This window comes from Microbacterium sp. HM-570 (assembly GCF_054165885.1).
The window spans coordinates 2256081-2282279 of record NZ_CM135111.1 but is presented as its reverse complement, the minus strand read 5'-3'; the positions used below and the strand labels follow the sequence as shown (position 1 = coordinate 2282279).

24 protein-coding genes are annotated in these 26199 nt (G+C 68.5%); 14 read left to right on the top strand and 10 right to left on the bottom strand.

From position 1 onward, the window contains the following. Positions 1 to 5: 5 nt before the first annotated feature. Positions 6 to 1198, bottom strand: a protein-coding gene (locus tag ACT9TC_RS10855) for an IS3 family transposase (RefSeq protein ID WP_458040516.1) whose coding sequence is annotated in 2 segments (ribosomal slippage) — positions 6 to 911 and positions 914 to 1198 — 1191 coding nt in all. Because the reading frame shifts where the segments join, the coding sequence is not laid out codon by codon here. Between the two features lie 384 nt (positions 1199 to 1582). Here ACT9TC_RS10855 and ACT9TC_RS10850 point away from each other — a divergent pair. From ACT9TC_RS10850 to ACT9TC_RS10800, 11 genes are all read left to right on the top strand, one after another. Beyond that, complete coding sequence (locus ACT9TC_RS10850) at positions 1583 to 4096, top strand: heavy metal translocating P-type ATPase (RefSeq protein WP_458040515.1); 2514 nt, start codon at positions 1583 to 1585, stop codon at positions 4094 to 4096. A gap of 41 nt (positions 4097 to 4137) precedes the next feature. Further along, entirely contained in the window at positions 4138 to 6573 is a 2436-nt protein-coding gene (locus ACT9TC_RS10845) for a phosphoketolase family protein (protein WP_458040514.1), read from the top strand. A gap of 1 nt (position 6574) precedes the next feature. Next, on the top strand, positions 6575 to 9466 hold the full coding sequence (locus ACT9TC_RS10840; RefSeq protein ID WP_458040513.1) for a glycosyl hydrolase family 65 protein: 2892 nt from the start codon (positions 6575 to 6577) through the stop codon (positions 9464 to 9466). Beyond that, positions 9463 to 10512, top strand: coding sequence for a type II glyceraldehyde-3-phosphate dehydrogenase (locus tag ACT9TC_RS10835; RefSeq protein WP_458040512.1), 1050 nt, complete (start codon positions 9463 to 9465; stop codon positions 10510 to 10512). The genes ACT9TC_RS10840 and ACT9TC_RS10835 overlap by 4 nt, the downstream gene beginning before the upstream one ends. Continuing rightward, positions 10509 to 10811 (top strand): DUF2933 domain-containing protein, encoded by a 303-nt coding sequence (locus ACT9TC_RS10830; RefSeq protein ID WP_458040511.1) that lies wholly within the window; start codon positions 10509 to 10511, stop codon positions 10809 to 10811. The genes ACT9TC_RS10835 and ACT9TC_RS10830 overlap by 4 nt, the downstream gene beginning before the upstream one ends. After that, positions 10808 to 12454: an ABC1 kinase family protein gene (locus ACT9TC_RS10825; protein ID WP_458040510.1), complete on the top strand. Its 1647-nt coding sequence runs from the start codon at positions 10808 to 10810 to the stop codon at positions 12452 to 12454. The genes ACT9TC_RS10830 and ACT9TC_RS10825 overlap by 4 nt, the downstream gene beginning before the upstream one ends. Continuing rightward, positions 12447 to 13433: an L-lactate dehydrogenase gene (locus ACT9TC_RS10820; protein WP_458040509.1), complete on the top strand. Its 987-nt coding sequence runs from the start codon at positions 12447 to 12449 to the stop codon at positions 13431 to 13433. The genes ACT9TC_RS10825 and ACT9TC_RS10820 overlap by 8 nt, the downstream gene beginning before the upstream one ends. Next, positions 13433 to 14899 carry a DHA2 family efflux MFS transporter permease subunit gene (locus ACT9TC_RS10815; RefSeq protein ID WP_458040508.1) on the top strand — a complete coding sequence of 489 codons (1467 nt, stop codon included), beginning with the start codon at positions 13433 to 13435 and terminating at the stop codon, positions 14897 to 14899. The genes ACT9TC_RS10820 and ACT9TC_RS10815 overlap by 1 nt, the downstream gene beginning before the upstream one ends. Before the next feature lie 204 nt (positions 14900 to 15103). After that, positions 15104 to 16159, top strand: coding sequence for a zinc-dependent alcohol dehydrogenase family protein (locus tag ACT9TC_RS10810; protein WP_458040507.1), 1056 nt, complete (start codon positions 15104 to 15106; stop codon positions 16157 to 16159). A 96-nt stretch (positions 16160 to 16255) separates the two neighbouring features. Then, positions 16256 to 16687: a pyridoxamine 5'-phosphate oxidase family protein gene (locus tag ACT9TC_RS10805; RefSeq protein WP_458040506.1), complete on the top strand. Its 432-nt coding sequence runs from the start codon at positions 16256 to 16258 to the stop codon at positions 16685 to 16687. Between the two features lie 24 nt (positions 16688 to 16711). Next, positions 16712 to 17140, top strand: coding sequence for a pyridoxamine 5'-phosphate oxidase family protein (locus tag ACT9TC_RS10800; protein WP_458040505.1), 429 nt, complete (start codon positions 16712 to 16714; stop codon positions 17138 to 17140). A 23-nt stretch (positions 17141 to 17163) separates the two neighbouring features. Here ACT9TC_RS10800 and ACT9TC_RS10795 read toward each other — a convergent pair whose 3' ends face one another. The 5 genes from ACT9TC_RS10795 to ACT9TC_RS10775 form a co-directional block, all read right to left on the bottom strand. Beyond that, positions 17164 to 17442, bottom strand: coding sequence for a hypothetical protein (locus ACT9TC_RS10795; protein WP_458040504.1), 279 nt, complete (start codon positions 17440 to 17442; stop codon positions 17164 to 17166). Between the two features lie 56 nt (positions 17443 to 17498). Further along, the gene (locus ACT9TC_RS10790; protein ID WP_458040503.1) at positions 17499 to 18593 is read right to left on the bottom strand and encodes a cytochrome b N-terminal domain-containing protein; all 1095 of its coding nucleotides are present in this window, start codon (positions 18591 to 18593) and stop codon (positions 17499 to 17501) included. Beyond that, entirely contained in the window at positions 18593 to 19216 is a 624-nt protein-coding gene (locus ACT9TC_RS10785; RefSeq protein WP_458040502.1) for a hypothetical protein, read from the bottom strand. Before ACT9TC_RS10785 ends, ACT9TC_RS10790 begins: the two co-directional genes overlap by 1 nt. A gap of 188 nt (positions 19217 to 19404) precedes the next feature. Further along, positions 19405 to 19587, bottom strand: a complete 183-nt coding sequence (locus ACT9TC_RS10780; RefSeq protein WP_458040501.1) for a hypothetical protein — start codon at positions 19585 to 19587, stop codon at positions 19405 to 19407. 45 nt (positions 19588 to 19632) lie between these two features. Beyond that, entirely contained in the window at positions 19633 to 20055 is a 423-nt protein-coding gene (locus tag ACT9TC_RS10775) for a LuxR family transcriptional regulator (RefSeq protein ID WP_458040500.1), read from the bottom strand. 142 nt (positions 20056 to 20197) lie between these two features. Here ACT9TC_RS10775 and ACT9TC_RS10770 point away from each other — a divergent pair, with 142 nt between their 5' ends. Next, on the top strand, positions 20198 to 21934 hold the full coding sequence (locus ACT9TC_RS10770; protein WP_458040499.1) for an FAD-binding protein: 1737 nt from the start codon (positions 20198 to 20200) through the stop codon (positions 21932 to 21934). Between the two features lie 39 nt (positions 21935 to 21973). Here ACT9TC_RS10770 and fdxA read toward each other — a convergent pair whose 3' ends face one another. Together fdxA and ACT9TC_RS10760 are read right to left on the bottom strand one after the other, a co-directional pair. Continuing rightward, positions 21974 to 22306, bottom strand: coding sequence for a ferredoxin (fdxA, locus tag ACT9TC_RS10765; protein ID WP_458040498.1), 333 nt, complete (start codon positions 22304 to 22306; stop codon positions 21974 to 21976). Then, the gene (locus ACT9TC_RS10760; RefSeq protein WP_458040497.1) at positions 22303 to 22650 is read right to left on the bottom strand and encodes a DUF1622 domain-containing protein; all 348 of its coding nucleotides are present in this window, start codon (positions 22648 to 22650) and stop codon (positions 22303 to 22305) included. Before ACT9TC_RS10760 ends, fdxA begins: the two co-directional genes overlap by 4 nt. Positions 22651 to 22967: 317 nt before the next feature. Between ACT9TC_RS10760 and ACT9TC_RS10755 the strand changes: the two genes are divergently transcribed. Further along, positions 22968 to 23306, top strand: a complete 339-nt coding sequence (locus tag ACT9TC_RS10755) for a non-heme iron oxygenase ferredoxin subunit (protein ID WP_458040496.1) — start codon at positions 22968 to 22970, stop codon at positions 23304 to 23306. A gap of 48 nt (positions 23307 to 23354) precedes the next feature. Next, complete coding sequence (locus ACT9TC_RS10750; protein WP_458040495.1) at positions 23355 to 23930, top strand: class I SAM-dependent methyltransferase; 576 nt, start codon at positions 23355 to 23357, stop codon at positions 23928 to 23930. 21 nt (positions 23931 to 23951) lie between these two features. Here the strand turns inward: ACT9TC_RS10750 and ACT9TC_RS10745 are convergent, their stop codons facing one another. Together ACT9TC_RS10745 and ACT9TC_RS10740 are read right to left on the bottom strand one after the other, a co-directional pair. Then, the gene (locus ACT9TC_RS10745) at positions 23952 to 24425 is read right to left on the bottom strand and encodes a hypothetical protein (protein ID WP_458040494.1); all 474 of its coding nucleotides are present in this window, start codon (positions 24423 to 24425) and stop codon (positions 23952 to 23954) included. Positions 24426 to 24706: 281 nt separating this feature from the next. Further along, positions 24707 to 25978 carry an IS110 family RNA-guided transposase gene (locus ACT9TC_RS10740; RefSeq protein ID WP_458040493.1) on the bottom strand — a complete coding sequence of 424 codons (1272 nt, stop codon included), beginning with the start codon at positions 25976 to 25978 and terminating at the stop codon, positions 24707 to 24709. Positions 25979 to 26199: the final 221 nt, after the last annotated feature.

The window sequence follows — 26199 nt, the reverse complement described above, 5'->3', positions numbered from 1 at the left end:
CCTAGTCACGCCGCCAGCGCGACGGTCGTGTTCATGATGGTCTCGAACTCGATGGGCGTCAAACGTCCCAGGCGGCGCTGCCGGCGCCGTCGGTGGTAGGTCCGCTCAATCCAGGTCACCATCGCGATCCGCAGTTGTTCCCGGGTGGTCCAGGTGCGGCGGTCGAGGACGTTCTTCTGCAGCAGTGCGAAGAAGCTCTCCATGGCGGCGTTGTCCCCGCTGGACCCGACTCGGCCCATCGATCCGACCATGCGGTGACGGGTCAGAGCGCGCAGGAACTTCCTACTTCGAAATTGGCTGCCCCTGTCGCTGTGAATCACGCAGCCGGCGACGTCGCCACGCATCGCGACAGCATTCTCGAGTGCCTGGACGGCCAACCGCGACTTCATTCTCGAGTCGATCGAATAGCCCACGATGCGGCCGGAGAACACGTCCTTGATCGCGCAGAGATAGAGCTTCCCTTCCGCAGTTTTGTGCTCCGTGATATCGACCAGCCAGAGCTCGTTCGGCGCGTCAGCGGCGAATACATGCCGCACCCTGCCGTCCTCATCGATCACGGCGCAGAGGTCGTCGTGGACGGGTGGTCCGGGCCGCCGTCCCTTGCCGCGCTTGGGTTTCCCGAACGCGCTGAACCAGCCGTTGGCCGACGCGATCCGCCACGCGGTGCGGTCAGCCATCGCCTCACCCACGTCGCGGGCCTCGTCGGCGAGCAGCCGATGCCCGAACTCGGGATCGTCCTTATGCGCGTCGAAGAGCGCGTTCGCGCGATATGCCTCGACCACCTCGCTGGGCGTGATGGGGTCCGCCAGCCACCGGTAGTAGGGCTGACGGGAGAGCTTCAAAACCCGGCACGTCACCGTCACGGGAATCCCCGATGCGGCGAGCTCTGTCACGAGCGGGTACCACCTTTTCCCGGCAGGTTCGCCTGCGACAGATACGCCGCCGCCCGCCGCAGGACCTCGTTCTCCTGCTCCAGCAGCCGGTTCCGCTTCTTCAGGTCGCGGATCTCGGCCGCCTCGGTGCGGGATTGGCCGGGCTTGGCGCCCTCGTCGATGTCAGCTCGACGCAGCCACTTCTGCAACGTCATCGGATGGACACCGAAGTCTTTCGCGATCTGCTCGATCGTCACTCCGGGCTCGCGGTTCCTCGCGACGCGCACGACGTCGTCACGGAACTCGCTCGGGTAGGGCTTAGGCACAGCAACATCCTTCCAGGCCGCCCTCCCGGGCAAGCCAGATCAGATGTCACCTATCCGTGCAGCAGTCCCGTGTTCGGATGGGAGTTTGGTCGGACTCGGGAGCCGAGGAGCTCGGCGATCAGGGTTCACGCCTCGCGGAGGTTGCCGCGCCCCGATTTCTCCCAATACCCCTGGGGGGTATGAAGCGATTTTACCCGGATGCGGCCGGCCGTTGTCAAACCAGGGCGGAGACGCTGCTCCCGCTGGGGGCTCGTCGCGAGCGACCGCGGTGACCCCAACTCCCGCCTTGTATCGCCCAGCGGAATGGGGAAGAGTGGAGGAGTAGGCCCAGCCCGGGACTTCGGTGAACTGGGGTCGACGGATCAGAAGGGGAGGTCGACCGCCATGGCGGCTGACGTGCAGACGGTGGTGCTCGAGGCGAAGGGAATGTACCGGGGATCATCGAAGGCGGTGGTCGAGGCGGCCCTCTCACGACGCCCCGGCGTGACCCGAGTCGAGGCCAACCCGGTGTCGCAGACAGCGACCGTGACCTTCGACCCTGCGCGGACCTCGCTGGCCGACCTTCGCCGGTGGGTGGAGGACTGCGGCTACCACTGCAGCGGCATGTCCGTTCCCGATCACCTCTGTGACCCGATGGAGCAGGTCGACCATGGCGGACACGGGGGAACCGGAGCGGTGGTGACCCACGAGGACCACGAGGACCACTCGGCGCATGGGCTGCCTGCCACCGCACAGGCCGGACAGGCACAGCCGGACACGGGGCACGCGGCGGCTCCGATGGCGGGCGCGTCTGCGCATGCCGATCACGCCGTGCATCCGACGCCGGTGAGAAGCGCCCAGGAGGTGATGGGGCACGGCGGCCATGGCGCCGGCACGTCGATGGCCGACATGGTGCGGGACATGCGGAACCGCTTCCTGGTCGCCGCGATCCTGTCGGTGGCGGTCACTCTCTGGTCGCCCATCGGCCGGGAAGTCCTCGGCTTCACGGTGCCGGCACCGTTCGGGCTCCGCGATGACGTCTTCGCGCTCATCCTGTCGCTGCCCGTCATCTTCTACTCGGCGTGGATCTTCTTCGACGGTGCATACCGGGCGCTTCGGGCCCGCACGCTGGACATGATGGTGCTCGTCGCCGTCGGAGTGGGGGCGGGGTGGCTGTACAGCCTCGTCGTCACACTGACCGGAGGTGGGGAGGTGTTCTACGAGGCGGCGACCGTCCTCGCGAGTTTCGTCCTGCTCGGTCACTGGTTCGAGATGCGGGCGCGCGGCGGCGCGAACGACGCGATCCGCACCCTGCTCGAGCTGGCACCGCCGAAGGCACTCGTCATCCGGGACGGCGAGACGATCGAGGTGGGCACATCCGACATCGTCCCCGGCGACCTCATGCTCGTGAAGCCCGGGTCCAAGATCCCAACCGACGGGAACGTCGAAGACGGCGAGTCGGAAGTCGACGAGTCGATGGTCACCGGCGAGAGCCTTCCCGTGCCGAAAAGCCCCGGGTCGGGCGTCATCGGGGCCTCGGTCAACACGACCGGCACGCTGCGGGTCCGCGCGACGAAGGTCGGTGCCGACACCGCGCTCGCGCAGATCGTCGCGCTCGTGCAGGAGGCGCAGAACTCCAAGGCACCAGGGCAGCGGCTGGCCGACCGCGCCGCGTTCTGGCTCGTGTTCGTGGCGCTGATCGGCGGCAGCGGCACGTTCATCGTCTGGCTGCTCGCCGGGGCGTCGCTGCAGAGCGCCCTGCTGTTCGCCATCACCGTCGTCGTGATCACGTGCCCCGACGCACTGGGGCTGGCCACACCGACCGCGATCATGGTCGGCACCGGTCTCGGCGCGAAACGCGGCGTGCTGTTCAAGAACGCGACCGCGCTGGAGGCTTCCGCAGGCATCGACACGGTCGTCCTCGACAAGACCGGAACCCTCACCAAGGGCAAGCCTGAAGTCACGGACTTCGTGGCGGCGGGAATCCCCGAGCGAGAGCTGCTGTCTCTTGTCGCTGCAGTCGAGCGGGAGTCGGAGCACCCGCTCGCCGGCGCCGTGGTCGCCTACGCCGACAAGATGGGAGCTCCGGTGCTCAGCGCGTCCGGCTTCCGGAACGTGCCGGGCCACGGCGCCGGCGCAGAAGTCGACGGCCGGCAGGTCCTCGTCGGAAACCGCAAGCTCATGGTGTCCGAGGGCGTCGACATCGGGCGCGTCGCCACGCAGCGGGACGAGCTCGCGGCGACCGGCAGGACGGCGGTGCTGATCGCCGTGGACGGGACAGCGGCCGGGTTCGTCGGACTCGCCGACGCGGCCCGGGAGACCGCCCCGGCAGCGATCGCAGCCCTGCACGAGGCGGGCGCCGAGGTGGTCATGCTCACCGGTGACAATGAGGCGACCGCGAAGCGGATCGCGGCGCAGCTGAACATCGACACGGTCATCGCCGATGTGCTGCCGCAGGACAAGTCGGCGAAGATCGCGGAGCTGCAGTCGGCCGGCAAGCGGGTCGCGATGGTCGGCGACGGCGTCAACGACGCCCCGGCGCTGGCGAAGGCCGATCTCGGCATCGCGATCGGAGCCGGCACCGATGTGGCGATCGAGACGGCGGACGTGGTGCTGATGCGGTCGGATCCGCTGGACGTGCCGATCGCACTCAGGATCGGCAAGGGCACGGTGCGGAAGATGCGGCAGAACCTCGCCTGGGCGATCGGGTACAACGTGATCGCGCTGCCCATCGCCGCGGGCGTCTTCTACCCCGCGTTCGGGCTGATGCTCAGGCCCGAGATCGCGGCGATCTCGATGTCCGGGTCGAGCCTGATCGTGGCGGTCAACGCCCTGCTGCTGAAGCGGCTCCGCCTGCCCCGAGCCGTGGATGCCCCGGCCGGCGCCGAGTCCCCGCAGCTCGCTGCGACGAGCGCCTGACCTTTGCGCCGAATCCTGCACGATCGATCGAAAGGACATTCATGCCCGGCACGGATAGGAACACTGCAGTCACTCCTCCTGCCCTGAACCCGGACGACCTGGCCCGCCTCGATGCCTGGTGGCGCGCGGCGAACTACCTGTCGGTGGGTCAGATCTACTTGATGGACAATCCGCTGCTGCGCGAGCCGCTGCGGCCGGAGCACGTCAAGCCCCGGCTGCTCGGGCATTGGGGGACGACCCCGGGGCTGAACTTCATCTACGCCCACTTGAACCGCGTCATCGCGAAGCGCGATCTCGACATGATGTACGTGATGGGGCCGGGGCACGGCGGTCCGGGCCCGGTCGCGGCGGCGTGGCTGGAAGGCACCTACAGCGAGGTCTACCCGCACATCTCCCAGGATGAGGCCGGGATGAAGCGGCTGTTCACCCAGTTCTCCTTCCCGGGCGGCATCCCGAGCCATGTGGCCCCGGAGACACCGGGGTCGATCCACGAGGGCGGCGAGCTGGGCTACGCGCTGTCCCATGCGTATGGGGCCGCGTTCGACAACCCTGACCTCATCGTGGCTGCCGTGGTCGGTGACGGCGAGGCAGAGACCGGGCCTCTGGCCGCCGCGTGGCACTCGAACAAGTTCGCCGACCCGGTGCGTGACGGCGCCGTGCTGCCGATCCTGCACCTCAACGGCTACAAGATCGCCAATCCGACGGTCCTCGCACGGATCGACCGGGACGAGCTCGATTCGCTGCTGCGAGGCTTCGGGCACGAACCGCACTACGTCGAGGGCGAGGATCCCGCGCAGATGCATCAGCGGTTCGCCGAGGTGCTGGACGCCTGCGTCGACCGCATCCGGCAGATTCAGGAACACGCGCGGTCGAGCCGGGACAGCACCCGTCCTCGCTGGCCAATGATCGTGCTCCGCTCGCCGAAGGGCTGGACCGGACCGAAGACGGTGGACGGGCTCGCGGTCGAGGGCACGTGGCGCTCGCACCAGGTGCCGTTCGCGGAAGCACGGGAGAACGACGACCACCGGGCGGTGCTCGAGGAGTGGCTGCGCAGCTACCGGCCTCAGGAGCTGTTCGACCCGTCCGGCTCCCCGGTGTCCGAGATCCGCGACTTGCACCCGCTCGGCGCGCGCCGGATGAGCGCCAATCCGCATGCGAACGGCGGCCTGCTGCTGACGAGCCTGCACATGCCGGACTTCCGCGACTACGCCGTGCCGGTGGAGGTTCCCGGCACCGGGGCGGTGGAGTCGACGCGGGTCCTCGGCACGCTGCTTCGCGACATCATGGCAGCCAATGACAGCACCTTCCGGGTCTTCGCCCCGGATGAGAACAACTCGAACCGGCTCGGCGCGGTGCTGGAGGCAACGGATCGGGCATGGAACGCCGAGACACGCCCCGGGGACGACAAGCTCGCGCCGGACGGCCGGGTGATGGAGATCCTCTCGGAGCACACCTGCCAGGGTTGGCTCGAGGGGTACCTGCTCACCGGCCGGCACGGCCTATTCTCCTGCTACGAGGCCTTCATCCACATCATCGACTCGATGTTCAACCAGCACGCGAAGTGGCTCACCACCACCAACGACATCGAATGGCGCAGGCCCGTCGCGTCCCTCAACTACCTGCTCACCTCGCATGTCTGGCGGCAGGATCACAACGGGTTCTCACACCAGGACCCCGGGTTCATCGACCATGTGGTGAACAAGAAGTCCGACGTGATCCGGGTCTACCTGCCGCCGGACGCGAACACCCTGCTGTCCGTCGCCGACCACTGCCTTCGCAGCCGCCAGTACGTCAACGTGATCGTCGCCGGGAAGCAGCCGCAGCTGCAGTACCTCGACATGCAGTCAGCGATCGAGCACTGCACGAAGGGCGTCGGAATCTGGGACTGGGCGAGCACCGACCAGGACGCGAAGCCCGACCTCGTGATGGCCTGCGCCGGCGATGTCCCGACCATGGAGACCCTGGCGGCGGTGCAGCTGCTCACCGCGCGCTTCCCCGACCTGAAGATCCGGGTGATCAACGTCGTGGACCTCATGCGCCTCCAGGACCAGGCAACCCACCCGCACGGACTCTCCGACGCCGACTTCGACGCCCTGTTCACCACGGACACCCCCGTGATCTTCGCCTACCACGGCTACCCGTGGCTGATCCACCGGCTCACCTACCGCCGCACCAATCACAAGAACTTCCACGTGCGCGGCTACATCGAAGAGGGCACCACGACCACCCCGTTCGACATGTGCGTGCTCAACTCGATCGACCGCTTCAGCCTCGCCAGCGACGCGCTGGACCGGGTTCCCCGGCTCCGCGACGTGGGTGCCCACGCCCGCGAGGAGTTCAAGAACGCGCTCATCCGCCACCGCCAGTACATCCGCACCCACGGGGAGGACCTGCCCGAGGTACGGAACTGGCAGTGGTCCCCGGCGGACGGCCCGGCGAACGGAGTGCCGAACGAGCCGTTGCGGGAGCCGGTCTGAGATGACGGTCGAGACGCCTGCCATCCGCACCGGGTACGGCGCGGTGCTGTTCATCGTGGACGGCGGCGCGCTGGAGGCGGAGGCCGGGAACGCCTCGGCCGGCCTTCCCCGAGGCGTTCCCGATATGCTCCCGCGGCTGCGTGCGGGCGGAATTCCCGTGGCGCTCGTTCCGGCGATCGGTGCTCGGCCCGAAGCGGCAGGCGTCGAGGAGCTGTTCGATCTGGTTGCGGTCCCCGCGGCGTCGTCCGCCATCCCGCGCTCGGGTCGGGAAGCGGGCGCGCTCGTCGATGCCTCCCGACGGCTGGGAGTCCCACCCGCGCGGACGGTGGTCGTGGCGGACTCCCCGGCTGGGGTGCAAGCCGGCCGTGCCGGGAACTTCGGGCTGGTGGTCGGCATCGACGATGCATCCCGCCGCGCCGGTCTGGAGGACGCCGGAGCCGACCTCGTGCTCGGGAACGCGGCGGAACTCGATCTCGGCGCCGCCCGCACCGACCCGTGGCGGCTCGTGTACGAGGGGTTCGACCCGGCGCATGAGGGCCACCGCGAAGCGCTGACCGCGCTCGGGAACGGCTACCTCGGCAGCCGCGGCGCCCATCCCGAACGACACGACGACGGGGTGCACTACCCCGGCACCTACGTGGCGGGTCTCTTCAACCGGACCGTGGTCGAAGCGCACGGACGGCGCTTCGACGAGGAGCACCTCGTCAACCTCCCGAACTGGCTGCCGTTCGACCTGCGGATCGGGAACGGTGCGTGGTGGTCGTCCGGGGAGATCCCGGCGAGCGGCGAGCGCCGTGAGCTCGACCTGCGCAGCGGCGTGCTGACCCGCACCGTGACCCTGAGAGGCCCGCAGGGGCCGCTGCAGATCGTGCAGCGCTCCTTCGCCGCCATGCACGACCCACACCTGCTCGCGCTCGAGACCACCCTCACGGCGCAGGGGTGGAGCGGCCGGGTGCGCGTCCGCTCCGGAATCGACGCCGGGGTCCGCAACGCGAACGGCGGTGCGGACGCTCCCGCCGTGCATCTGGCCGCACCGGTCTTCCGGCACGTCGACGGGGTCCTTCTCTGCGAGGTGGAGACCGCCCGGAGCGGGGTGCGGATCGCCCTCGCCTCCCGCACACAGGTTGCTGGTGCCGACGGTGAGCCGGGACGGGGGACGGTGCACGACGGCTTCGCCGCTGCGGATGAGATCGACGTGGACGTGGCGGCCGACCGCCCGGTGCGGATCAGCAAGACGGTCGCGCTCGTCACGTCCCGCGATCCGGCGATCGCATCCCCCGCGCAGGGTGCGCTCGACCGCTTGCGCTGGCACGGCGAAGAACTGGCGCCGCTCCTGCTGCGGCACGAGGACGCCTGGCGGCGGCTGTGGCATCTGTTCGAAGTGTCCATCGAGGCGGACACGCAGAGCCGGCTGGTGCTCAACCTGCACCTGTTCCACTTGGTGCAAGCCGTGTCGCCCCATACCGCCCTCGTCGACGCCGGCGTGCCGGCCCGCGGCCTGAACGGCGAGGGATACCGCGGCCACATCTTCTGGGACGAGCTGTTCGTGGTGCCGGTGATCGGACGGCGGATGCCGGAGGTCGCCAGCGCACTGCTCGATTACCGGTGGCACCGGCTGGACGCGGCGCGGGCCGCTGCGCGGGAGGCCGGCCTCGCCGGCGCGATGTTCCCCTGGCAGAGCGGCAGCGACGGTCGCGAGGAGACTCCGACGGAGCTCTTCAACTCCCGCTCGCAACGCTGGATACCCGACAACTCCAGGCGGCAGCGGCACGTCGGACTCGCCGTCGCATTCAACGCCTGGCAGCACTTCCAGACCACCGGCGACCGGGAGTGGCTGGCCAACCGCGGCGCGGACCTGATGGTGGAAGTCGCAAGACTCTTCGCCTCGCTCGCGGCGCTTGACCCCGCTGACGGCAGGTTCCACATCGACGGTGTGATGGGTCCCGATGAGTTCCACGACGGATATCCCGGGCGACCCGGGTCGGGTGTCCGCGACAGCGCGTACACGAACGTGCTCGCCGCGTGGCTGTTCGCGCGGCTTGGTGATCTGCAGGGTGAGCTCGGCGGACACGCCTGGGAGGCGATCACGGATCGCCTCCGGGTCAGCGTCGAGGAGATCGGGCGGTGGAGCGAGCTGAGCCGGACGCTTGCGGTGCCCTTCCTTTCCGATGGGGTGGTCAGCCAGTTCGCCGGGTACGGCGAGCTCGCCGAGCTGGACTGGGACCACTACCGCCGCACGTACGGCAACATCGGCCGGCTCGACCTCATCCTGGAGGCGGAGGGCGACGCCACCAATCACTACCGGCTCTCGAAGCAGGCGGATGTGCTCATGCTCGTCTACCTCCTCGGCACCGAGGGGGTGATCGACCAGCTGTCGAACCTCGGCTACCCCACCACGATGGAGGATCTCCGCCGGACGCTCGAGTTCTACAGCGCCCGGACGTCGCATGGGTCGACGCTCAGCCGGGTCGTTCACGCATCGGTGTGGGCGGCTTTCGACCCGTCACGCTCCTGGGAGCTGTTTCGGGAGGCGCTCGTCGCCGACCTCGATGACACGCAGGGCGGCACCACCCGGCAAGGCGTGCATCTGGGCGCCATGGCGGGCACCGCGGACATCGTGGTGCGGTCGTTCGCCGGACTCACCCTCCGCGCCGGGGAGCTCGCATTCAACCCGCAGCTGCCGCCCCGCTTGCGCAGCGTGAGCTTCACGATCCACCACCGGGGTCACGGAATCACAGTGATGCTGACCCCACATGAGCTGCGGCTGGTGTGCGCGCCGAGCTCCGCCGCCCCCGTCGTTGTCGACGTCCGGGGGGAGCGGGTGCCGTTGAGCGGCGGCACGGAGCAGGTGTTCGCGCTCGACAGAAGACCCTCGAGAAAGGAAGCGAAATGACCACTGTGCGCGTCGCCGTGAACGGCTATGGCGTCATCGGAAAGCGGGTCGCAGATGCCGTTCTGGCGCAGCCCGACATGGAATTGGCCGGCATCGCCGACGTCGCCACGGACTGGCGCATCAAGGCCGCCATCGGGCGGGCGCCGATCTACGCGGCGACGGCCGAGGCGGCTGCCGGCATGGCCGACGCCGGCGTGGAGGTGGCCGGCACCCTGCACGAGCTCCTCCACTCCGCCGACATCGTGGTGGACACGACCCCGAAGCACGTGGCCGCAGGGAATGTCGCACACTACCGGGAGCATGGCGTCAAGTTCATCCTGCAGGGCGGCGAATCGCACACGACGACCGGGCACTCGTTCGTCGCCCAGGCCAACTACGCGAGCGCGATCGGACGGGAGAGCACCCGCGTGGTGTCGTGCAACACCACGAGCATCGTGCGCGTGCTCGGCGCGCTCCGCGACGCCGGTCTGCTGCTCCGCGCCCGGGGGGTGCTCATCCGCCGGGCCACCGACCCGTGGGAGTCCCACGAGGGCGGCATCATGAACACCATGGTTCCGGAGCCCGTCATCCCGTCCCACCAGGGGCCCGACGCGCAGACCGTCGTCCCGGATCTCGACCTCGTCACCATCGCGGCGAAGGGCGCGCACACGCAGACGCACAACCACTACTGGACCATCCAGCTGACCCGGCAGGCGACGCGCGAAGAGGTGCTGGACGCCTTCCGGAAGGCCCCTCGGATCGCCTTCATCCGCATGTCGGACGGCCTGGTCGCACTCAACTCCACCATCGAGCTGATGCGCGACCTCGGGCGTCCCCGCGGCGACATGTGGGAGGTGGCGCTGTGGGAGGACCTCGTCACAGTCAACGGCGACGAGGTGTACCTGACCTACCAGGTGTTCAACGAGGCCATCGTCGTCCCGGAGACGATCGACGCCATCCGCGCGCTCACCGGGCTCGCACCGGATGCCGCAGCATCGATGACGATCACCGACGCCACCTTCGGTATGCGCAAGGAATTCCTTGACGCCAGCGGGCGGAACGCGTGACCTCAGGCGGCCCGCACGGCCAGGGCCCCGCAGCGCACCAGGGCGATACCGCCCGGCCCGCCGGTGGCCCCCGCCGCTCGCCGTCGATGTGGGCGGTGCTCGCGCTGGCGGTTGCCGGGATCATCATCTACCTGGTCGTGGACCACTGGCCGCACGTGCTCGCCGCCCTGCCGTATGTCGGGATCGTGGCTCTCGTGGCGATGCACCTGTTCGGGCACGGCGGGCACGGCGGGCGGGGTGAACGGGGCGGGCACGGCGGGCACGGCAAAGCACCCGCTAACGGATCGGCCCGGAAGTGAGCACGCACCGGCCGCGCTACCAGTTCATCGCCGAGACCCTGGCCCGCCACAGTCTCGGCTTCGTCGCTGGCGTCACCGGAGTCGACCGGTTCATCCCCTTCCACAAGGGGGCGTTCGGTCACGGCCAGCGGGAGGAGCCCTACCTGACGCCGGATCACGTGCGGCTCGCGCTCGAGGAGCTCGGTCCCACCTTCATCAAGCTGGGTCAGCTGCTCTCCACCCGGCCCGACCTGGTTCCCCGGGCCTACGCCGACGAACTCGCCAAGCTGCAGGACGACGCTCCCCCCGTTCCGGTGGACGAGATCCGGGACGCGATCCGGCAGGAACTCGGTGCCGAGCCGGAGGAGCTCTTCTCCCGCTTCGACGCCAAGCCGCTGGCCGCGGCGTCGATCGGGCAAGCGCACACGGCTCGGCTGCACGACGGCATCGAGGTGGTGGTGAAGGTCCGCCGGCCCGGCGTCGTCGCCGGGGTCGAGGAAGACCTCGACATCCTGCACAACCTGGCGGCGACGGCGAGCCGACGTTGGGAGGCGGCCCGCGCCTACGACCTCCCGGGCGTGGCCCAGGAATTCGCGGCGAGTCTCCGGCGCGAGCTCGACTACCTTCAGGAGGGTCGAAACGCCGAGCGGTTCGCCGAGAACTTCGCGGGCACCGACGTCGCGATCCCGAGGGTGTTCTGGGACACCACGACCTCGCGGGTGCTCACCCTGGAGCGGATGGTCGGGATCAAGATCGATGATCTGCCCGCGCTCGATGCGGCGGGAATCGACCGGCAGCGGCTCGCCCGCCGAGGCGCCGACACGGTGCTGAAGATGATTTTCGACGATCGCTTCTTCCACGCCGACCCGCACCCCGGCAACATGTTCGTGCAGGCCGACGGCACGCTGGCGCTCATCGACTTCGGCATGGTCGGGGAGGTGGACGAGCAGCTGCAGGAACGGCTCACCGACTTCCTCGTTGCCTTCACTCGTGGTGACCCGGACGGGCTGGCTTCGGCGCTCGCGGAACTGTCGGTGAGCCCCGACCGGGTGGACGAGAAAGCGCTGCGCGGCTCCCTCGTCCCCTTCGTGGCCCTGTACCACGGCCGGCCTCTCGGTGAGATCAGGATGGGCGACCTCATCACGCAGCTGTTCACGCTGCTGCGAGAACACCGCCTGCGGCTTCCGTCCGAGATGGCGGCGCTGTTCCGGGTGCTCATCATGGCGGAGGGGCTGGGCGTGCGGCTCGACCCCGCCTTCGACCTGCAGGAGGTGCTCACGCCATACTCTGAGCGCCTGATGCGGGAACGGGTGACCCTCTCCGCCATCGTACGGCGCCTCGCCGGCTCATCCATCGACACCGGCCGACTGCTTCTGGAGCTGCCGGGAGGAATCCGCCGGCTGCTGAAGATGCTCGACTCCAGCGGCGTGGAGGTGCATCTGCGAGCGGCCGAACTGGAACCGCTAATGGGGCGTGCTGAGCGAATCGGACACCGGCTGGTCGCCGGAATCGTCACGGCCGCCCTCATCGGGGGCATCGGCGAGCTGGTCGCCGGCGAGCGCAAGTGGCGATCCTGGGAGGGTGCGCTGCTCGGCGCCGGCGTGAGCACGGTGAGCGTGCTCGGCGGTTACCTGCTCTTGACCGCGCGGCGACGCCGTGGCTGAGGTGGGACGGCATCACGCCGAACGGACGAAGCGGGCCCCCACCAAGCTGGGAATCGTCGGCGCCGGTTCGGTCGGCTCCTCCTTGGCGTACGCGGCACTGATCCGCAACAGCGCCGACCAGATCGCGCTCCTCGACCGCAACGCCGCGAAGGTGGAGGCGGAGGTCCTCGACCTCGCCCACGGCACGCCGTACACCGGCACAACGCAGGTGTCCGGCGGCACGGATCTCGATCAGCTCGCCGGGTCGGACGTGGTCGTCGTCACGGCTGGGGCGAAGCAGCACCCTGGTCAGTCAAGGCTGGAACTGGCTGGCGCCAACACCGCTCTCCTGCGTGGCTTGATGCCGCAACTCGTCGCCTGCGCACCGGACGCTATCTTTCTCGTCATCACCAATCCGGCGGATGTGCTCACCGTCGTGGCGCAGCGATACGCCGCCCTTCCGCCGAACCGGGTGTTCTCGACGGGGACTGTGCTCGACTCCTCCCGCCTTCGATGGATGCTCGCCCGGGCGGCCGGAGTCGCCGTCGCGAGCGTCCACGCCATCATCGTCGGGGAGCACGGCGACTCACAGTTCCCGCTGTGGTCCGGGGCCAGAATCGGACCGGTTCCCGCCAGGGAGTGGGCGCCTGCGGGGCGGGCGAAGTTCCGTCCTGAGGAACTGGACGACATCGCCGCCGCCGTCCGGGGCGCTGCGGCACGCGTGATCGCCGGGAAGGGGGTGACCAACTACGCGATCGGCCTCTCCGCAGCGAGAGTCGTTGAGGCGGTGCTGAAGGACGAACACGCCGTGCTGCCGGTGAGCTCGATCCTCAGCGACTATCACGGACTCAGCGGCATCGCGCTCTCCGTTCCGACCGTGGTGGGCGCCGAGGGGATCTTGCGAGTGGTCGACACGCCGATGGACGACCAAGAGATCGCACTGCTGCACCGCTCCGCCGGCGCACTGCGGGACACCCTGCGTTCCATGAAGTCCGCATAATGGCCAGCAGTGGGAAGGCCTCCGCCCTCCGCATCAATGAGACCCGGCGTGAGGCGGGTGGCGCCAGCCGATGGAGCGTCCTCGGGGGCCTCACGCTGGTGACGTTCCTGCTGCTCGCCGACGACACCGCCGTGTCGGTCGCTGTACCGGCGATCCAGACCGATCTCGGGGCCGACTTCGTCTCGATCTCCTGGGTCGTCAAGACGTACACCCTCGCGGTCGCCGCGTTCACCTTGCTGGCAGGCCGACTCGCGGACCGGAACGGCGCCCGGCCCATCTTCCTGCTCGGGCTCGCCGTGTTCGTGCTCGGGTCGCTGCTTGGCGGCCTCGCGCCGAACGCGGCCGTCCTCATCGCCGCCCGCGGCGTGCAAGGAGTCGGCGCTGCGCTGGTGGCACCGGCCGCGCTCGCGCTCATCGCATCGACGTTCCCAGACCGAGAGCGAGGTGTCGCAATCGGAATCTGGTCCGGTGTGTCTGCGAGCGCGCTCGGTGCCGGGCCGTTGTTCGGGGCCATCATCACCGACTGGGTGGGTTGGCCGTGGATCTTCCTGGTGAATGTGCCGCTCGGTGCGGGGGCCTGGCTCCTCGCACGCATCCTGCTGCCGCGATCGACCCACGTGAGGACCGGCGGCGGTGTGGACCTTCCGGGCGTCGTGCTCTCCGCGCTTGCGCTCGTCGCGCTGGTGATGTCGCTCGGACTCTTCGAAGACGGCGGGTGGGCCTCCCCCGGCTTCCTCGCCCTGCTGCTCGTGAGCTTCGCCTCCGCCCTCCTGTTCATCGCGAGGGAACGTCGCGCACAGCAGCCACTGGTCGACCTGAAGCTGTTTCGAAGCCGGTCGCTCACGGCGGCGAACCTGGTCACCCTGCTCTCGACGGCGGTCATGTGCAGTTTGTTCTTCTTCCTCGCCCTCTACCTGCAGACGGTCGCCGGCCTATCGGCCCTCGCCGCCGGCGGGGCCCTGCTGCCACTGACCCTGAGCATCGTCGTCGTGGCGCCCATCGCGGGGCGCCTGGCGGACCGGTTCGGCAATCGTCTGCTCGTCGTCGTCGGGATGCTCGCGCTTGCCGTGGCGCTGCTCGGTCTCGGCACGTTCGGCCTCCGGTCTGGCGGCATTGCGCTCCCGGCGTGGCTCGCATTGGCGGGGATCGGCATCGGCATCGCCCGCACACCGACGACGAGCGCGGCCCTGAGCGGGGCCGACGGTTCCGCATACGGCATGGCGGCGGGCATCTTGAACACCGCACAAGCCACGGGACTTGCGCTGGGGATCGCCGTGATGAGCGTGATCCTCACTTCCTTCGGGCCGAACGCCGCGTTCGATCGCACGCTGGACGCGGCACATCACGAAGCATTCGTCGACGGACTCACCGCTGCCCTCGCGGTCAACGCCGGCATCGCCGCGGCGGCCGCCCTCTTCGCCGCAGTCCTGCTAGGATCGCGCGCTCAGCGGCCGGCTGATCGCTGACCGAGTTCGGCCCGCTTGGTTCCCCGACCAACCGCCCATCCACTGTCGCCACGGTGATGTCACCCGCTCCCGGAACCTGCTGTCAAGCGCACGCCGACCATTGCCCGCAGCGCCGGTGGCGAATAGCGTCGCCAGGGCACGGATGACGGGTTCCGCTGCCCGACAGTCGGGGAAGCGAGTCACCGCGCGGGAGAAGGGGCCGTCATGAAAGCGCTTGTCTACAAAGGGCCGGGCCAGAAGAGCTGGGAGGACGTGCCGGATCCGACGATCCAGAAGCCCACGGACGTGATCGTCAAGATCGACACCACCACCATCTGCGGAACCGACCTGCACATCCTCAAAGGCGACGTGCCAGCGGTCCAGCCTGGACGCATACTCGGCCATGAAGGGGTGGGCACGATCACCGAGATCGGCGACGCCGTCACCACCCTGAAGGTCGGCGACCAGGTGATCCTGTCCTGCATCTCCGCGGACGGCAAGTGCGACTACTGCAAGCAGGGCGTCTACTCGCACTGCCTCGGCGACGAGGGCGCCCCGGGAATCGGCTGGATCTTCGGCCACCTGATCGACGGCACGCAGGCCGAGTATGTCCGCGTGCCCTACGCCGAGACGTCGGTGTACCGGCTGCCGCCGGGCGTGACACCGCAGCAGGGGACGCTGCTGTCCGACATTTTGCCCACCGGGCACGAGATCGGGGTGCGGTACGGGCAGGTGAAGGCCGGCGACGTCGTCGCGGTCGTGGGCGCCGGGCCGGTGGGGCTCGCCGTCATCGCCACGGCCGGGCTGTACGGACCCTCCCGGGTGATCGCCATCGACCTCGACGCCAACCGCGCCGAGAAGGCGAAGGCGTTCGGCGCCACCGACACCGTCCTCTCCAGCGATCCCGACTGGAAGGAGCAGGTCCTGGCACTGACGGACGGGCTCGGCGTGGACGTCGCCGTGGAGGCGGTGGGGATTCCGCAGACATTTCAGATGTGCCTCGACATGGTGCGCCCGGCGGGCCGGGTGGCGAATGTGGGGGTGCACGGCAAGCCGGTCGAGTTCCCGCTCCAAGACCTGTGGATCTCGAACATCAGCATCACCATGGGGTTGGTGAACACCAACACCTCCGCGACCCTGCTGCGGCTGCTGGCGCAGCACAAGCTGCCCGTCGATGAGTTCATCAGCCACACCTTCCAGCTCGACGACATTCTGGAGGCATACGACGTCTTCGCCCGGGCGGCGGAGACGAAGGCACTCAAGGTGATGATCAACGTGTGATCGCCTGAGCCCGGTCGTGTGGGTGTGCGATGGACACATGCGATGGACAACAGCGGGCTCAAACGGTTCAATGGGAATGGTCGGGAAGGGGGCCACATGGCGGAGCATCCGGTCGGTGTGGAGATCCTCAGCAGTGATGAATGCTGGGCCCTGCTGCACCCGCAGCGCCTGGGACGACTGGCCGTCGCGACCTCCGGAGACGTGGACATCTTCCCGATCAATTTCTTCGCCGACGGGCAGAGAATCCTGTTCCGGACGGACGCCGGCACGAAGTTGCGGAAGCTCATCGAGAACCGCCACGTCGCGCTGGAGACGGATGAGCACACCGACACGTCAGCCTGGAGCGTGGTGGCGAAGGGGCAGGCCCGTCCGCTGCTGCACCAGTCCGAGTTCGACTGGGCCGAGCGGCAGCCGCTGGAGCCCTGGATCCCGACGCTGGATTACGACGGCCCGAAATACGACTATGTGGTGATCACGGAACCGCAGGTGAGCGGTCGGCGGTTCCAGCGGCGCGGGCAGCCCAGGTGAGGATGCCGCCGGAAGGAGGACAAGATGTGGCAGGACGCAGGCGAAGTCGAACAGCTCAGCGCGGATGAATGCTGGGAAATTCTGGCCGCCCAGACGCTCGGCAGACTTGCGGTCTGCGCCGGCGGTGAGGTTGAGATCTTCCCGGTGAATTTCCATGCGGACGGCTCAACAATCCTGTTCCGCACCGCGCCAGGCACGAAGCTGCTCGCGCTCACTGTCAGCGGCCGGGTGGCGCTCGAGACGGACGGCTTCACGGAGGCAGAAGCCTGGAGCGTGGTCGCGAAAGGACCGGCGCGTCGGCTCGACCGCCAGGCGGAGATCGACGCGGCGGACCAGCGGCCGCTTCGACCGTGGATCCCCACGCTGAAGTACACGTTCGTGGAAATCACTCCGGTCCAGCTCACCGGTCGCGGCTTCGAGCGCGGCCATGAGCCCGACCGCTATGCCATGTGAGAGCGCGATGACCGGAACCGCGGCTACCGCGGCTCTTCTCGTTCTCTCGTGCGTGCCAGCCCGGAGAAGACCTTGCTCAGGACGGGAAAGTCGTCGGGACTGGCGACGGCGCGCGGTCGAATGCCGCGACGCACCCGTTCCAAGGCCAGCACAACACGCACGCACAGCGTTCCGGCGACGATGGAAAGTACGGCGCTGGCGGCGAACAGCAGCCCGGTCGCCGGACTCGGTGCGGCGGAGATCGCCGCTGTGAGCCCGCCCGCGGCCAGGATCGAGAGACCGGTCAGCACGACCAGCGACACGTGTGCGCGCCGGGGACCGGGCCTCGAGGCTTCCCTGGCGCGCCGCGTTGCGCCGGTCACAGGTGCACTTCGGCCGGGGTGATCGCCATCAGCACGGTGAGCGCCACCAACATCAGGACGAGCACGAGGGCCGCGCTCATCGCGACAGGCCGCCTGCGCCACCAGCGCTCGGGATTCCGGTCCACGAACGGCAGGATCGCGAGCAGCAGGAAGAACACCACCTCGCCCCAGACGATCGCCGCCAGCCCGAACCAGTTCTCCAGCGTGAACGGCCACCAGAACATCCACGGCGGCTTGGTGATCTCGATGCCCGGAACCGGGGGCGACCCGAGCGGTGCTGGCAGCAGCACGGCAAGGATGCCCAGGATCCCGGCGAGGGCGATGCCGAAGGCGACCAGCCGCCGCAGATGACTGGTGAACGGCTGCGTCGGCTCCGCTTCGGCGGCCTGCTCCGGCAACGAGCCGGCTGGCAGGATCGGATGTGGCGACATACGGTGCCGCTTGACGAGGAGGAAGTGCAGCACGACCAGCACGAGCAGGACGCCGGGGATGATCACGGCATGCGCCCCGTACAACCGCAATAGGATGGGAATCTGGTCTGCGAACCCGGGCGAGAACCAGTAGCCGACCCCGCCCAGCAGATCCCCGATGCCGATGTTGTGCCCGAGGGCTTCGAAGCCTTCCTGGTCCCACTTCAGCACGGTGCCGGTGAAGATGGCGAACGTGATCAGCCCCAGCATCCCGACCCCGATGAGCCAGTTGCCCTCCCGCGGCCTCTTGTAGGAGCCGGTGACGAAGACGCGCACCATGTGCAGGACCGCGCCGACGTACATCGCCTGCGCCGCCCAGAAGTGCACGCCGCGCAGCAGGCTACCGCCCCAGATCTCCGTCTCGATCATGCGGATGGACTGATTCGCCGTCTCGGGCATCGGCGAATAGAACTGGGTGAGCAGAATGCCGGAGCCGATCAGCAGAGCGAAGCTCACCGCGGTGATCCCGCCGAGCGTCCATGCGAACCGGTTCGCATGCTCCGGCACCGGGTAGGCCAGCGCGGAGACCCCGAGTCGCTCATCGATGACGTCCCAGGCGCGGCGCCACACACCCCGAGGTTCGGAGAATCCCGCTTCCGGAATCAGCGTTCGTGTCGACATCACCGCTCCTGACTCGTCATGCTGCGCGCCTGCCGCCGGCGAGCCGCCTCGGCCGCAATCGTCGCGCTCAGCTCGCGGAGGCTCTCCTTGGGCCGGAACAGTACCGCGAGCGCGATCCCCGCCGCTGCGGCGAGGACGGACAGCGCGAGGAACAGCCAGTCGGTCGGGGACAGCCCGTTCTGCGGCGGCAGCGGAGGCAGCATCTGCGTGGTGCCCGTCTCGTCCCCGACTGCCGGCTCCAGCTCGGCGATCGCCTCGGCGATGGAGTCCTGCAACAGCTGCTGCGCCTGGTCGGCATCGCCTGCCTCAAGCGCCGTCTGCGCCTGCTCCAGAGCCGCAACGTCGACTCCGTCCTGGTCCTCGGCCGCGAGCGCATCCTCCACCATGGCGCCCGCCTGAGCGGTGCCATTCGGGCCCGGTTCGTTGACGAGGAAGCTCAGCGCTTGCAGCACCATGACGTAGCCTTCGTCGGCTGACTGCCCACCGTCCGCCCACGCCGTCGATATCGCAAACGGAGAGCCGAGCGCCGCCGAGACGGCGAGGAGCAGGGCGGTCAGCCGGAGTCGAAACCGACTGGAATCCCGGCTTGTGGTGCCGCTCGTCCGGCTGCTGGTTCTTGGCATCTTCACACCCCATCCCATCTTCACACCCCATCCACAGTGAACCATCCGCGCGCGCCGCTACCGGCATCCTATCCACCGACGGCGGAGCCCGCCAGAGCAGCCGCGCGCAGGGCCGAGCCCAGGCCTGATCCTCGCCGGATCGACCAGGTCATGGCGCCACTGCGCGGGATGTCCGTCCCGGCTGTGGATCAACGAATTCCCGAGGACGGTGCCGCGTCACCGAGGGAGCACCTGTGCCCCTCCACTCCCGGCCCGAGCCGCAGTTGTCTCGCCGTGCGGAACTCCGCGTCACCGTCGGCGGCCAACGGATCGACCGCCATCCGCACCGACGGGTTCTGTGCGGAGTCGATGGACGTGGTCGCCTTGCTCATCGGGGATGGGGAGCGCGGCGACGTCCTGTCAGCGTGATGTGCGGGCTACTCCAAGACAACGCCGGGGATCATCAGCGCACCGCTCCCCCGGAATTTCGCCACGGCAACCGGGTCCCGCGCAGCTGGCCCGTGTCGCCGGTCGGTCTTCGCGACGGTGAGCAGAACTGCCGAGTCTTCGACCGCGGTCACCGAGTACATGCCCGGAGGCGCGATGAGCAGATCGCCGACCCGTCCGTCCCAATGATCGACGTCCGTTGCCATGCCTATCCGTCCCTGAAGGACAAAGACGGTTGCTTCACCGGGATTGAGGTGCTCGTTCAGCTGCTGGCCTCCGACGAGGCCGATCACGGTTTGGCGAAGGACATGCTCATGGCCGCCGTACACCGTGTTCGCGCTCCTTCCGCTGGCGACCCGCCGGGCGGTGTCGAGGTGCACTCGCCCGATCGCGGTCAGGGAGAACTTCTTCATGGGAGTGCCTTTCCAGACGGCGGTCGACGATGACGGTAGCGAGCGCTCAGTATTCCGCATTCGGCTGTGCTGCACGTCACAACCTCGCTCACCGTGGGGTCTGCCCCTTCGCCCCCAGCCGCGGGCGAACTACGGTGAAGGCATGCGGCGATCAGAGGAACGGTATCTGGCCACGAACGTGCTGGTGATCGGCACCGGAGGCGCGGGCCTGCGTGCATCCATCGAGCTGAAGGAGGCCGGCATGGATGTGCTGGCCGTCGGCAAGCGACGCCGGCACGACCCGCACACCACCCTGGCGGCCGGCGGCATCAACGCCGCCCTCGGCACCGTCGACCCGGAGGACTCCTGGCAGCAGCACGCCGCGGACACCATCAAGGAGTCCTACATGCTCGCGGATCCCCGGGTCGTGCAGACCGTCGTCCAAGGCGCAGCCCAGGGGATCGCAGACCTTGAGCGGTGGGGCATGCCGTTCGCCAGGGAACTCGACGGACGGATCAGCCAGCGCTTCTTCGGCGCCCACAAGTACCGGCGTACCGCGTACGCTGGGGACTACACCGGGCTCGAGATCCAGCGCACCCTGCTGCGCCGGTCCACCGAGCTGCACCTGAACATCCTCGACACCGTTTACGTCACCCGGCTGCTGACCTCTGGCGGCCGGGTCTTCGGCGCGTACGGGTTCGAGACCTCCGACGGCTCGCACGTGATCATCCACGCCGACGCCGTCGTGCTGGCCTCCGGCGGCCACACTCGGATCTGGCGCCGTACGTCGTCCCGCCGCGATGAGAACACCGGCGACAGCTTCCGGCTGGCCTCCCTCGCTGGCGCAAGGCTGCGGGACGCAGAACTGGTCCAGTTCCACCCCTCGGGCATCCTGGAACCGGAGGACGCCGCCGGGACCCTGATCTCGGAAGCGGCCCGAGGGGAGGGTGGGATCCTGCGGAACGCCGAGGGCGAACGCTTCATGAGCAGGTACGATCCCGAGCGGATGGAGCTCTCCACCCGCGACCGCGTGGCGCTGGCGAACTTCACCGAGATCGCCGAGGGGCGCGGCACCGCCAAGGGCGGCGTCTATCTCGACGTCTCGCATCTGCCGCGCGAGACGATCCTGACCAAGTTGCCCAGGGTGTACCGCACCATGCTGGATCTGCAGATGCTGGACATCACCGCCGCGGCCATGGAAGTGGCCCCGACCGCGCACTACTCGATGGGCGGCGTCTGGGTGGAGCCGGAGGAGCATCGGACGGATGTGGCCGGGCTCTACGCGATCGGTGAAGCGGCCAGCGGACTGCACGGCGCCAACCGGCTCGGCGGCAACTCCCTGATCGAGCTCATGGTGTACGGGCGGATCGCCGGGCGAGCGGCGGCAGTATTCGCGAAGGGCTCAGCAGCACCGCACCGCGACGCCGAGGCGGTGTCGCAGGCGCGTGCCGAGATTGACCATCTGCTGTCCGCCGGCGGCACGGAGAACGCCCGACGGATGCAGCGCGACGTCCGCAACATCATGACCGAGCACGCCGGCGTCGTGCGCAGCGACGCGGGGCTGAAGGCGGGCCTGGACCGGCTGGCGGCCGTGGAGGCCCGGATGCCGGACCTCGCCGCACATCCAGATATCGCCGGGTTCGACGATCTGGCGCACGCCTTCGACCTGAAGGGCTCGCTCATCGCGGCCCGCGCAACCCTCGAATCGGCCCGCGAACGCCGGGAGACGCGCGGGGCCCACAACCGCTCCGACTTCCCCGAGACCGACCCGGAACTGCAGGTGAGCCTCCTCTGGAAGCCAGACAGCGGCGTGGAGCGGGAGGCCATACCGGCGGCGGACCCGCACATCCTGGCGCTCATGCATGACGACGATTCCGTCGTCGGCAAACTCGTCGAGTGACGCAGCCTCCGCGGAGGAGGACACGATGCCACCGGTCGTTCAGAGCTGAGCGCCCTGCTCCTGCGGCGGCAGCGAGGAGACCACGGCATGGTCCTTGTCGATCTTGCCGAGCTTCGCGGCGCCGCCGGGAGAGCCGATGTCGTCGAAGAACTCGACGTTGGCCTTGTAGTAGTCCGCCCACTTGTCAGGCAGGTCATCCTCGTAGTAGATCGCCTCAACGGGGCAGACCGGTTCGCAGGCGCCGCAGTCGACGCACTCGTCGGGCTGGATGTACAGCATCCGGTCGCCCTCGTAGATGCAGTCCACCGGGCATTCCTCGATGCATGCCTTGTCCTTCACGTCGACGCACGGCAGTGCGATCACGTAGGTCATTCCTCGTCCTCCTTCTTCTGCCACGGCCAGCGGCCGGTGATCTCCAGTTCAAGTGAGAAGCTGAGCAAGGTCCTGATCAGGATGATGGCCGCCAGCACCGCGACGCTCTCAAGGGTGGGCGATATCGCCACCGTGCGGATGATGTCGCCCGCGACCAGCAATTCCAGTCCAAGGAGGATCGCGCGGCCGAGGGACCGGCGGTAGGTGCGGTAGACACCGGCCGTCCTTTTCATGAGCTGCGCGAGGGCGGTCACGGACGCGATGACGGCCCCGACCACGATGACAGCCACCCCGGCACCCTCAATGGTGCGACCGACGAACTCGATCGTTTCGGTGAACTCCATGAAGCCTGAGGCTGGCACGGCCGGATGAGGGAGTGCTGGGAATCGCCGCCTCTCCAGTGTCCGGGAGGACACGCTCTTGTCCGGCAAACGCTGTGGAGGCTGTCGTGCCACAGTTCGCACCCTGCCATACCGTCGCAGGCATCACGCTGATCCGGTTCACCGGGTGCCCGGTTCCAGCGGACCGGCGAGCGCGCCGATCCGCTCTTGAGAACGCCGATATCACGCGCCTTCCGCCTGGGAGAGCGATCCCGGTGGAAAAAGGGCACACTAGAGAGGTTTGATCCCTAATCCCTGATCCCGATGGCGGTGGCGAACTGATGGCCCTGACCAAGGTGTGCTCTGTCGCGGAACTCTCGGTCAGCTCCGCCAGGCGCGTCGTTCTCGACGGTGTGCCGATCGCCGTGGTGATGGACTCGGCCGGCACGGTGCACGCGATCGGGGACACCTGCACCCACGGGGAAGTCTCCCTGAGCGAGGGCTTCGTCGAGGACGAGACGTTGGAGTGCTGGGCACATGGCTCCAAGTTCTCGTTGCACACGGGGATGCCGCTGACCCTACCCGCCTACGAGCCCGTCCCTGTCTACGCCGTGACGTTCGACGGCGACGACGTGCTCATCGACCCGAACGTTCTGGCACCATCCAGCGCCGTCCGCTGACCGGCGCGTGGGCTTGCCGGAACATCTCCTGCTGAGACCGGAGACTTCATGCCGAAGATGTCCCGCATCGAGACGGCATTCTGCAGCAGCTCCGCTTGGGGTCGCTTCACGGGATCTGTCATCCTGCCCTGGGCGCTGCAGGGCCACGATCCCAGCGGTGATGTATTGGAGCTCGGTGCCGGCAGCGGAGCGACGGCTGCGGCGCTGTTGCAGCGCGCACCCGGAATCCGTCTGACGGTCACTGACGTCGATGAGGGCATGGTGGCCAGAGCCCGCGGTCGTTTGCCCCGCCCCGGTCCCCGAGTGGAGCGAGCGGACGCAACGGCGCTCCCCTTCGACAGCGGGTCCTTCGACTTCGTGCTGAGTTTCTTGATGCTGCATCACGTGGTGAACTGGCAAGCCGCCATCGCAGAAGCGGCTCGCGTGCTCCGACCGGGCGGCCTGCTGCTCGGATACGATCTGACCGCCTCGCCGACAGCGAAGCTGATCCACCTCGTCGACCGCTCGCCCCACCGGCTTGTGCAACCTGCAGAATTGACAGTCACCGCACGGATGGAGGGTCTCGAGATGGCGGTACGCACGGGCCTGGTGCACCAGGTGATGCGGTTCCGTGGCCGGAAGTGAATCGGCCGACCACAACGAGCGCTACGGTTCGCGAAGGTGAGCGAGCACGAGCCCGACCGGGATGCTGATGAGCATGAGCATGACCAGCAGTCGGTAGAGCCGGAGCGGCCAGGTCGGCGCTCCGCGGCGACGCCAGCCGACGGCGCGGATCATCAGCGCCAAGGCGAGAACGAGCAGGACGCCGCCTGCATCGACGAGAAGTGGCGTCCGTGCCACGGTGCCGCCGATCACCGCTGCGCCTCCCGCATTCCAGCCGATCAGCTGAGTCGTCACGATGGCGGATGACGGAGCGCGCCTGGCGAGGGTGGCCTGGGCGTCACCGAGCGCAATCTGCGACACCCCGTTCACCAGCACTAGGTAGGCCGCAGCCCACGAACCATGTGCGAGGTTCAGTGGTGAGGTCACCGCGGCGACGAGCCCGCCGACGATCACCGATGCGACACCGATGACACGGAAGAGCCGGAAGCGGCCAGCGCGAGTTCCAATCCCAGACACGCAACCCATTCGAGCATGTCCTCAAGCTACCGGAACACCACGCCGCGTCGCTCGGGCGCGTAACCCACCTCGCCGGGTGCGCCCACCGGAGGCCTTGCCGGGCACGACAGCCGGCGGCGACTCCGGTCAGGCGAGCGATTGGCCGATCCGGCCCCCGTGGTTGCATCCAATCTCCGGGGCAAAGGTGTGCTGTCGGCGAAGCTCCAATCTGACGCATTAACGACGGGCGAAAACGAGGCCACCCAGAGTGGCGTCCGGCAGAGTGGATGCTCCTATTGCTGTCAAGCGGCCCTCGGATGCTCGAGTTGGGCGAGGACGAGCGTGGCGCGTTGTTCGAGTTCGGGGTCGGCGCGGGTGCCGATCTCGAGCCGTCGGAGCCGCTGGTAAGGGACTCCGAGGGTGGCGGCGAGCACGCTGATCGGGACTCCGATCGCTTGCCGTCGGGCGCGCAGCTCACGACCGGCGGGGTTCTCGGCGGCGGGGTTGAGCAGCGCCGTGTAGACCTCGTTCGCGATGTGGCGTTTCAGGCAGCGCATGATGTCCCGGTCGGTGAGTCCCTCGGCGCGTCGGCGGGTGAAGTAGGCCATGGTGCGCGGCTCGCGGTGTCGCATGCGTAGTAGCACGATCCGGTGCAGGGCGGCGTTCGCGTGCCGGTTCCCGCCGCGGGAGAGTCGGTGTCGGGTGCGTTGCCCTGAGGAGGCGGGGATCGGTGCGGCTCCGGCGAGAGCGGCGAAGCTCGCCCGGGTCGCAAGCCGTTCCGGGTTGTCGCCGGCGGCGACCAGGAGCGTCGCTGCGGTGACCGCTCCGACACCGCTGAGCGACAGCAGTGTCGGGTTCACGACACGGACCAGTTCCTCCAGTTGCTTCTCGATGATGTCGATCTCAGCCTGCAGGGTGAGGTGGCGGGCAGCGAGACGCTTCAGAGTTTGTCTTGCAACCGACTCCGGATCCACTGCGGTCGTGCCGCTGGGGCGGGTCCGCGCCAGCGTCGTCACCAGCCGCTGCCCGGAGAGCGCCCGGAACGTCTGCCGAACCAGCTCAGGGACGGTAACCAGTAGTGCGTGGATCTGGTTCATGGTCTGCGCCCTGGCTTTCGCGGCGGAGCGGCGTTCGCTCACGAGTATCCGCAGCGACTCGACTGCGCCGTCGCCGCTCTTGGGAGTCGCGATGTCGGTGCCGGCGAGCACGGCGACCGCGGCCTGGTGCGCGTCCAGCGGGTCGGACTTGCCCCGCCGCCGGCGTGCTTGCCGGTTCTGCCGCGCGACCTCGACGACGGTCAGTCCGGCGACGGTCAACGCGCGAGAGATCCCGGCACCATACGACCCGGTGCCTTCGACACCGATCCGCTCGATCTGCCCGTGGTCACGGAGGAATGCGATGATCTGCGCGTAGCCGCGACCGTCCGCGCGGAACTCGTCGTCCACGACCGGTCGGCCCACAGAGTCGATGATCGCGACGTGGTGAGTGTGCTTGTGCGTGTCGATCCCCGCGACCAACCGACCCGGCGGAGCCGGAGGGTTGGCGGGCGAGAGAGCGGGTGTCATGCTCGTCATAGACGGATTCCCTTCCAACGGTGGATACGTCACCGCGGGTCGGGTAGGTGCAGACAGCACAGAGGTGAGACGACTTCCCGGTCAGGCTCCTATCAAGTCATGTCCCTGCCCGGTCCGCAGCGACCCCGGCGTCGGTGGACAGATCCACAAAAAGACAGCCCTCACGGGCGTCTGTGTAATTTCGAGTCACGCCGACGCCGGAGCCGAGTCCATCATCTCTG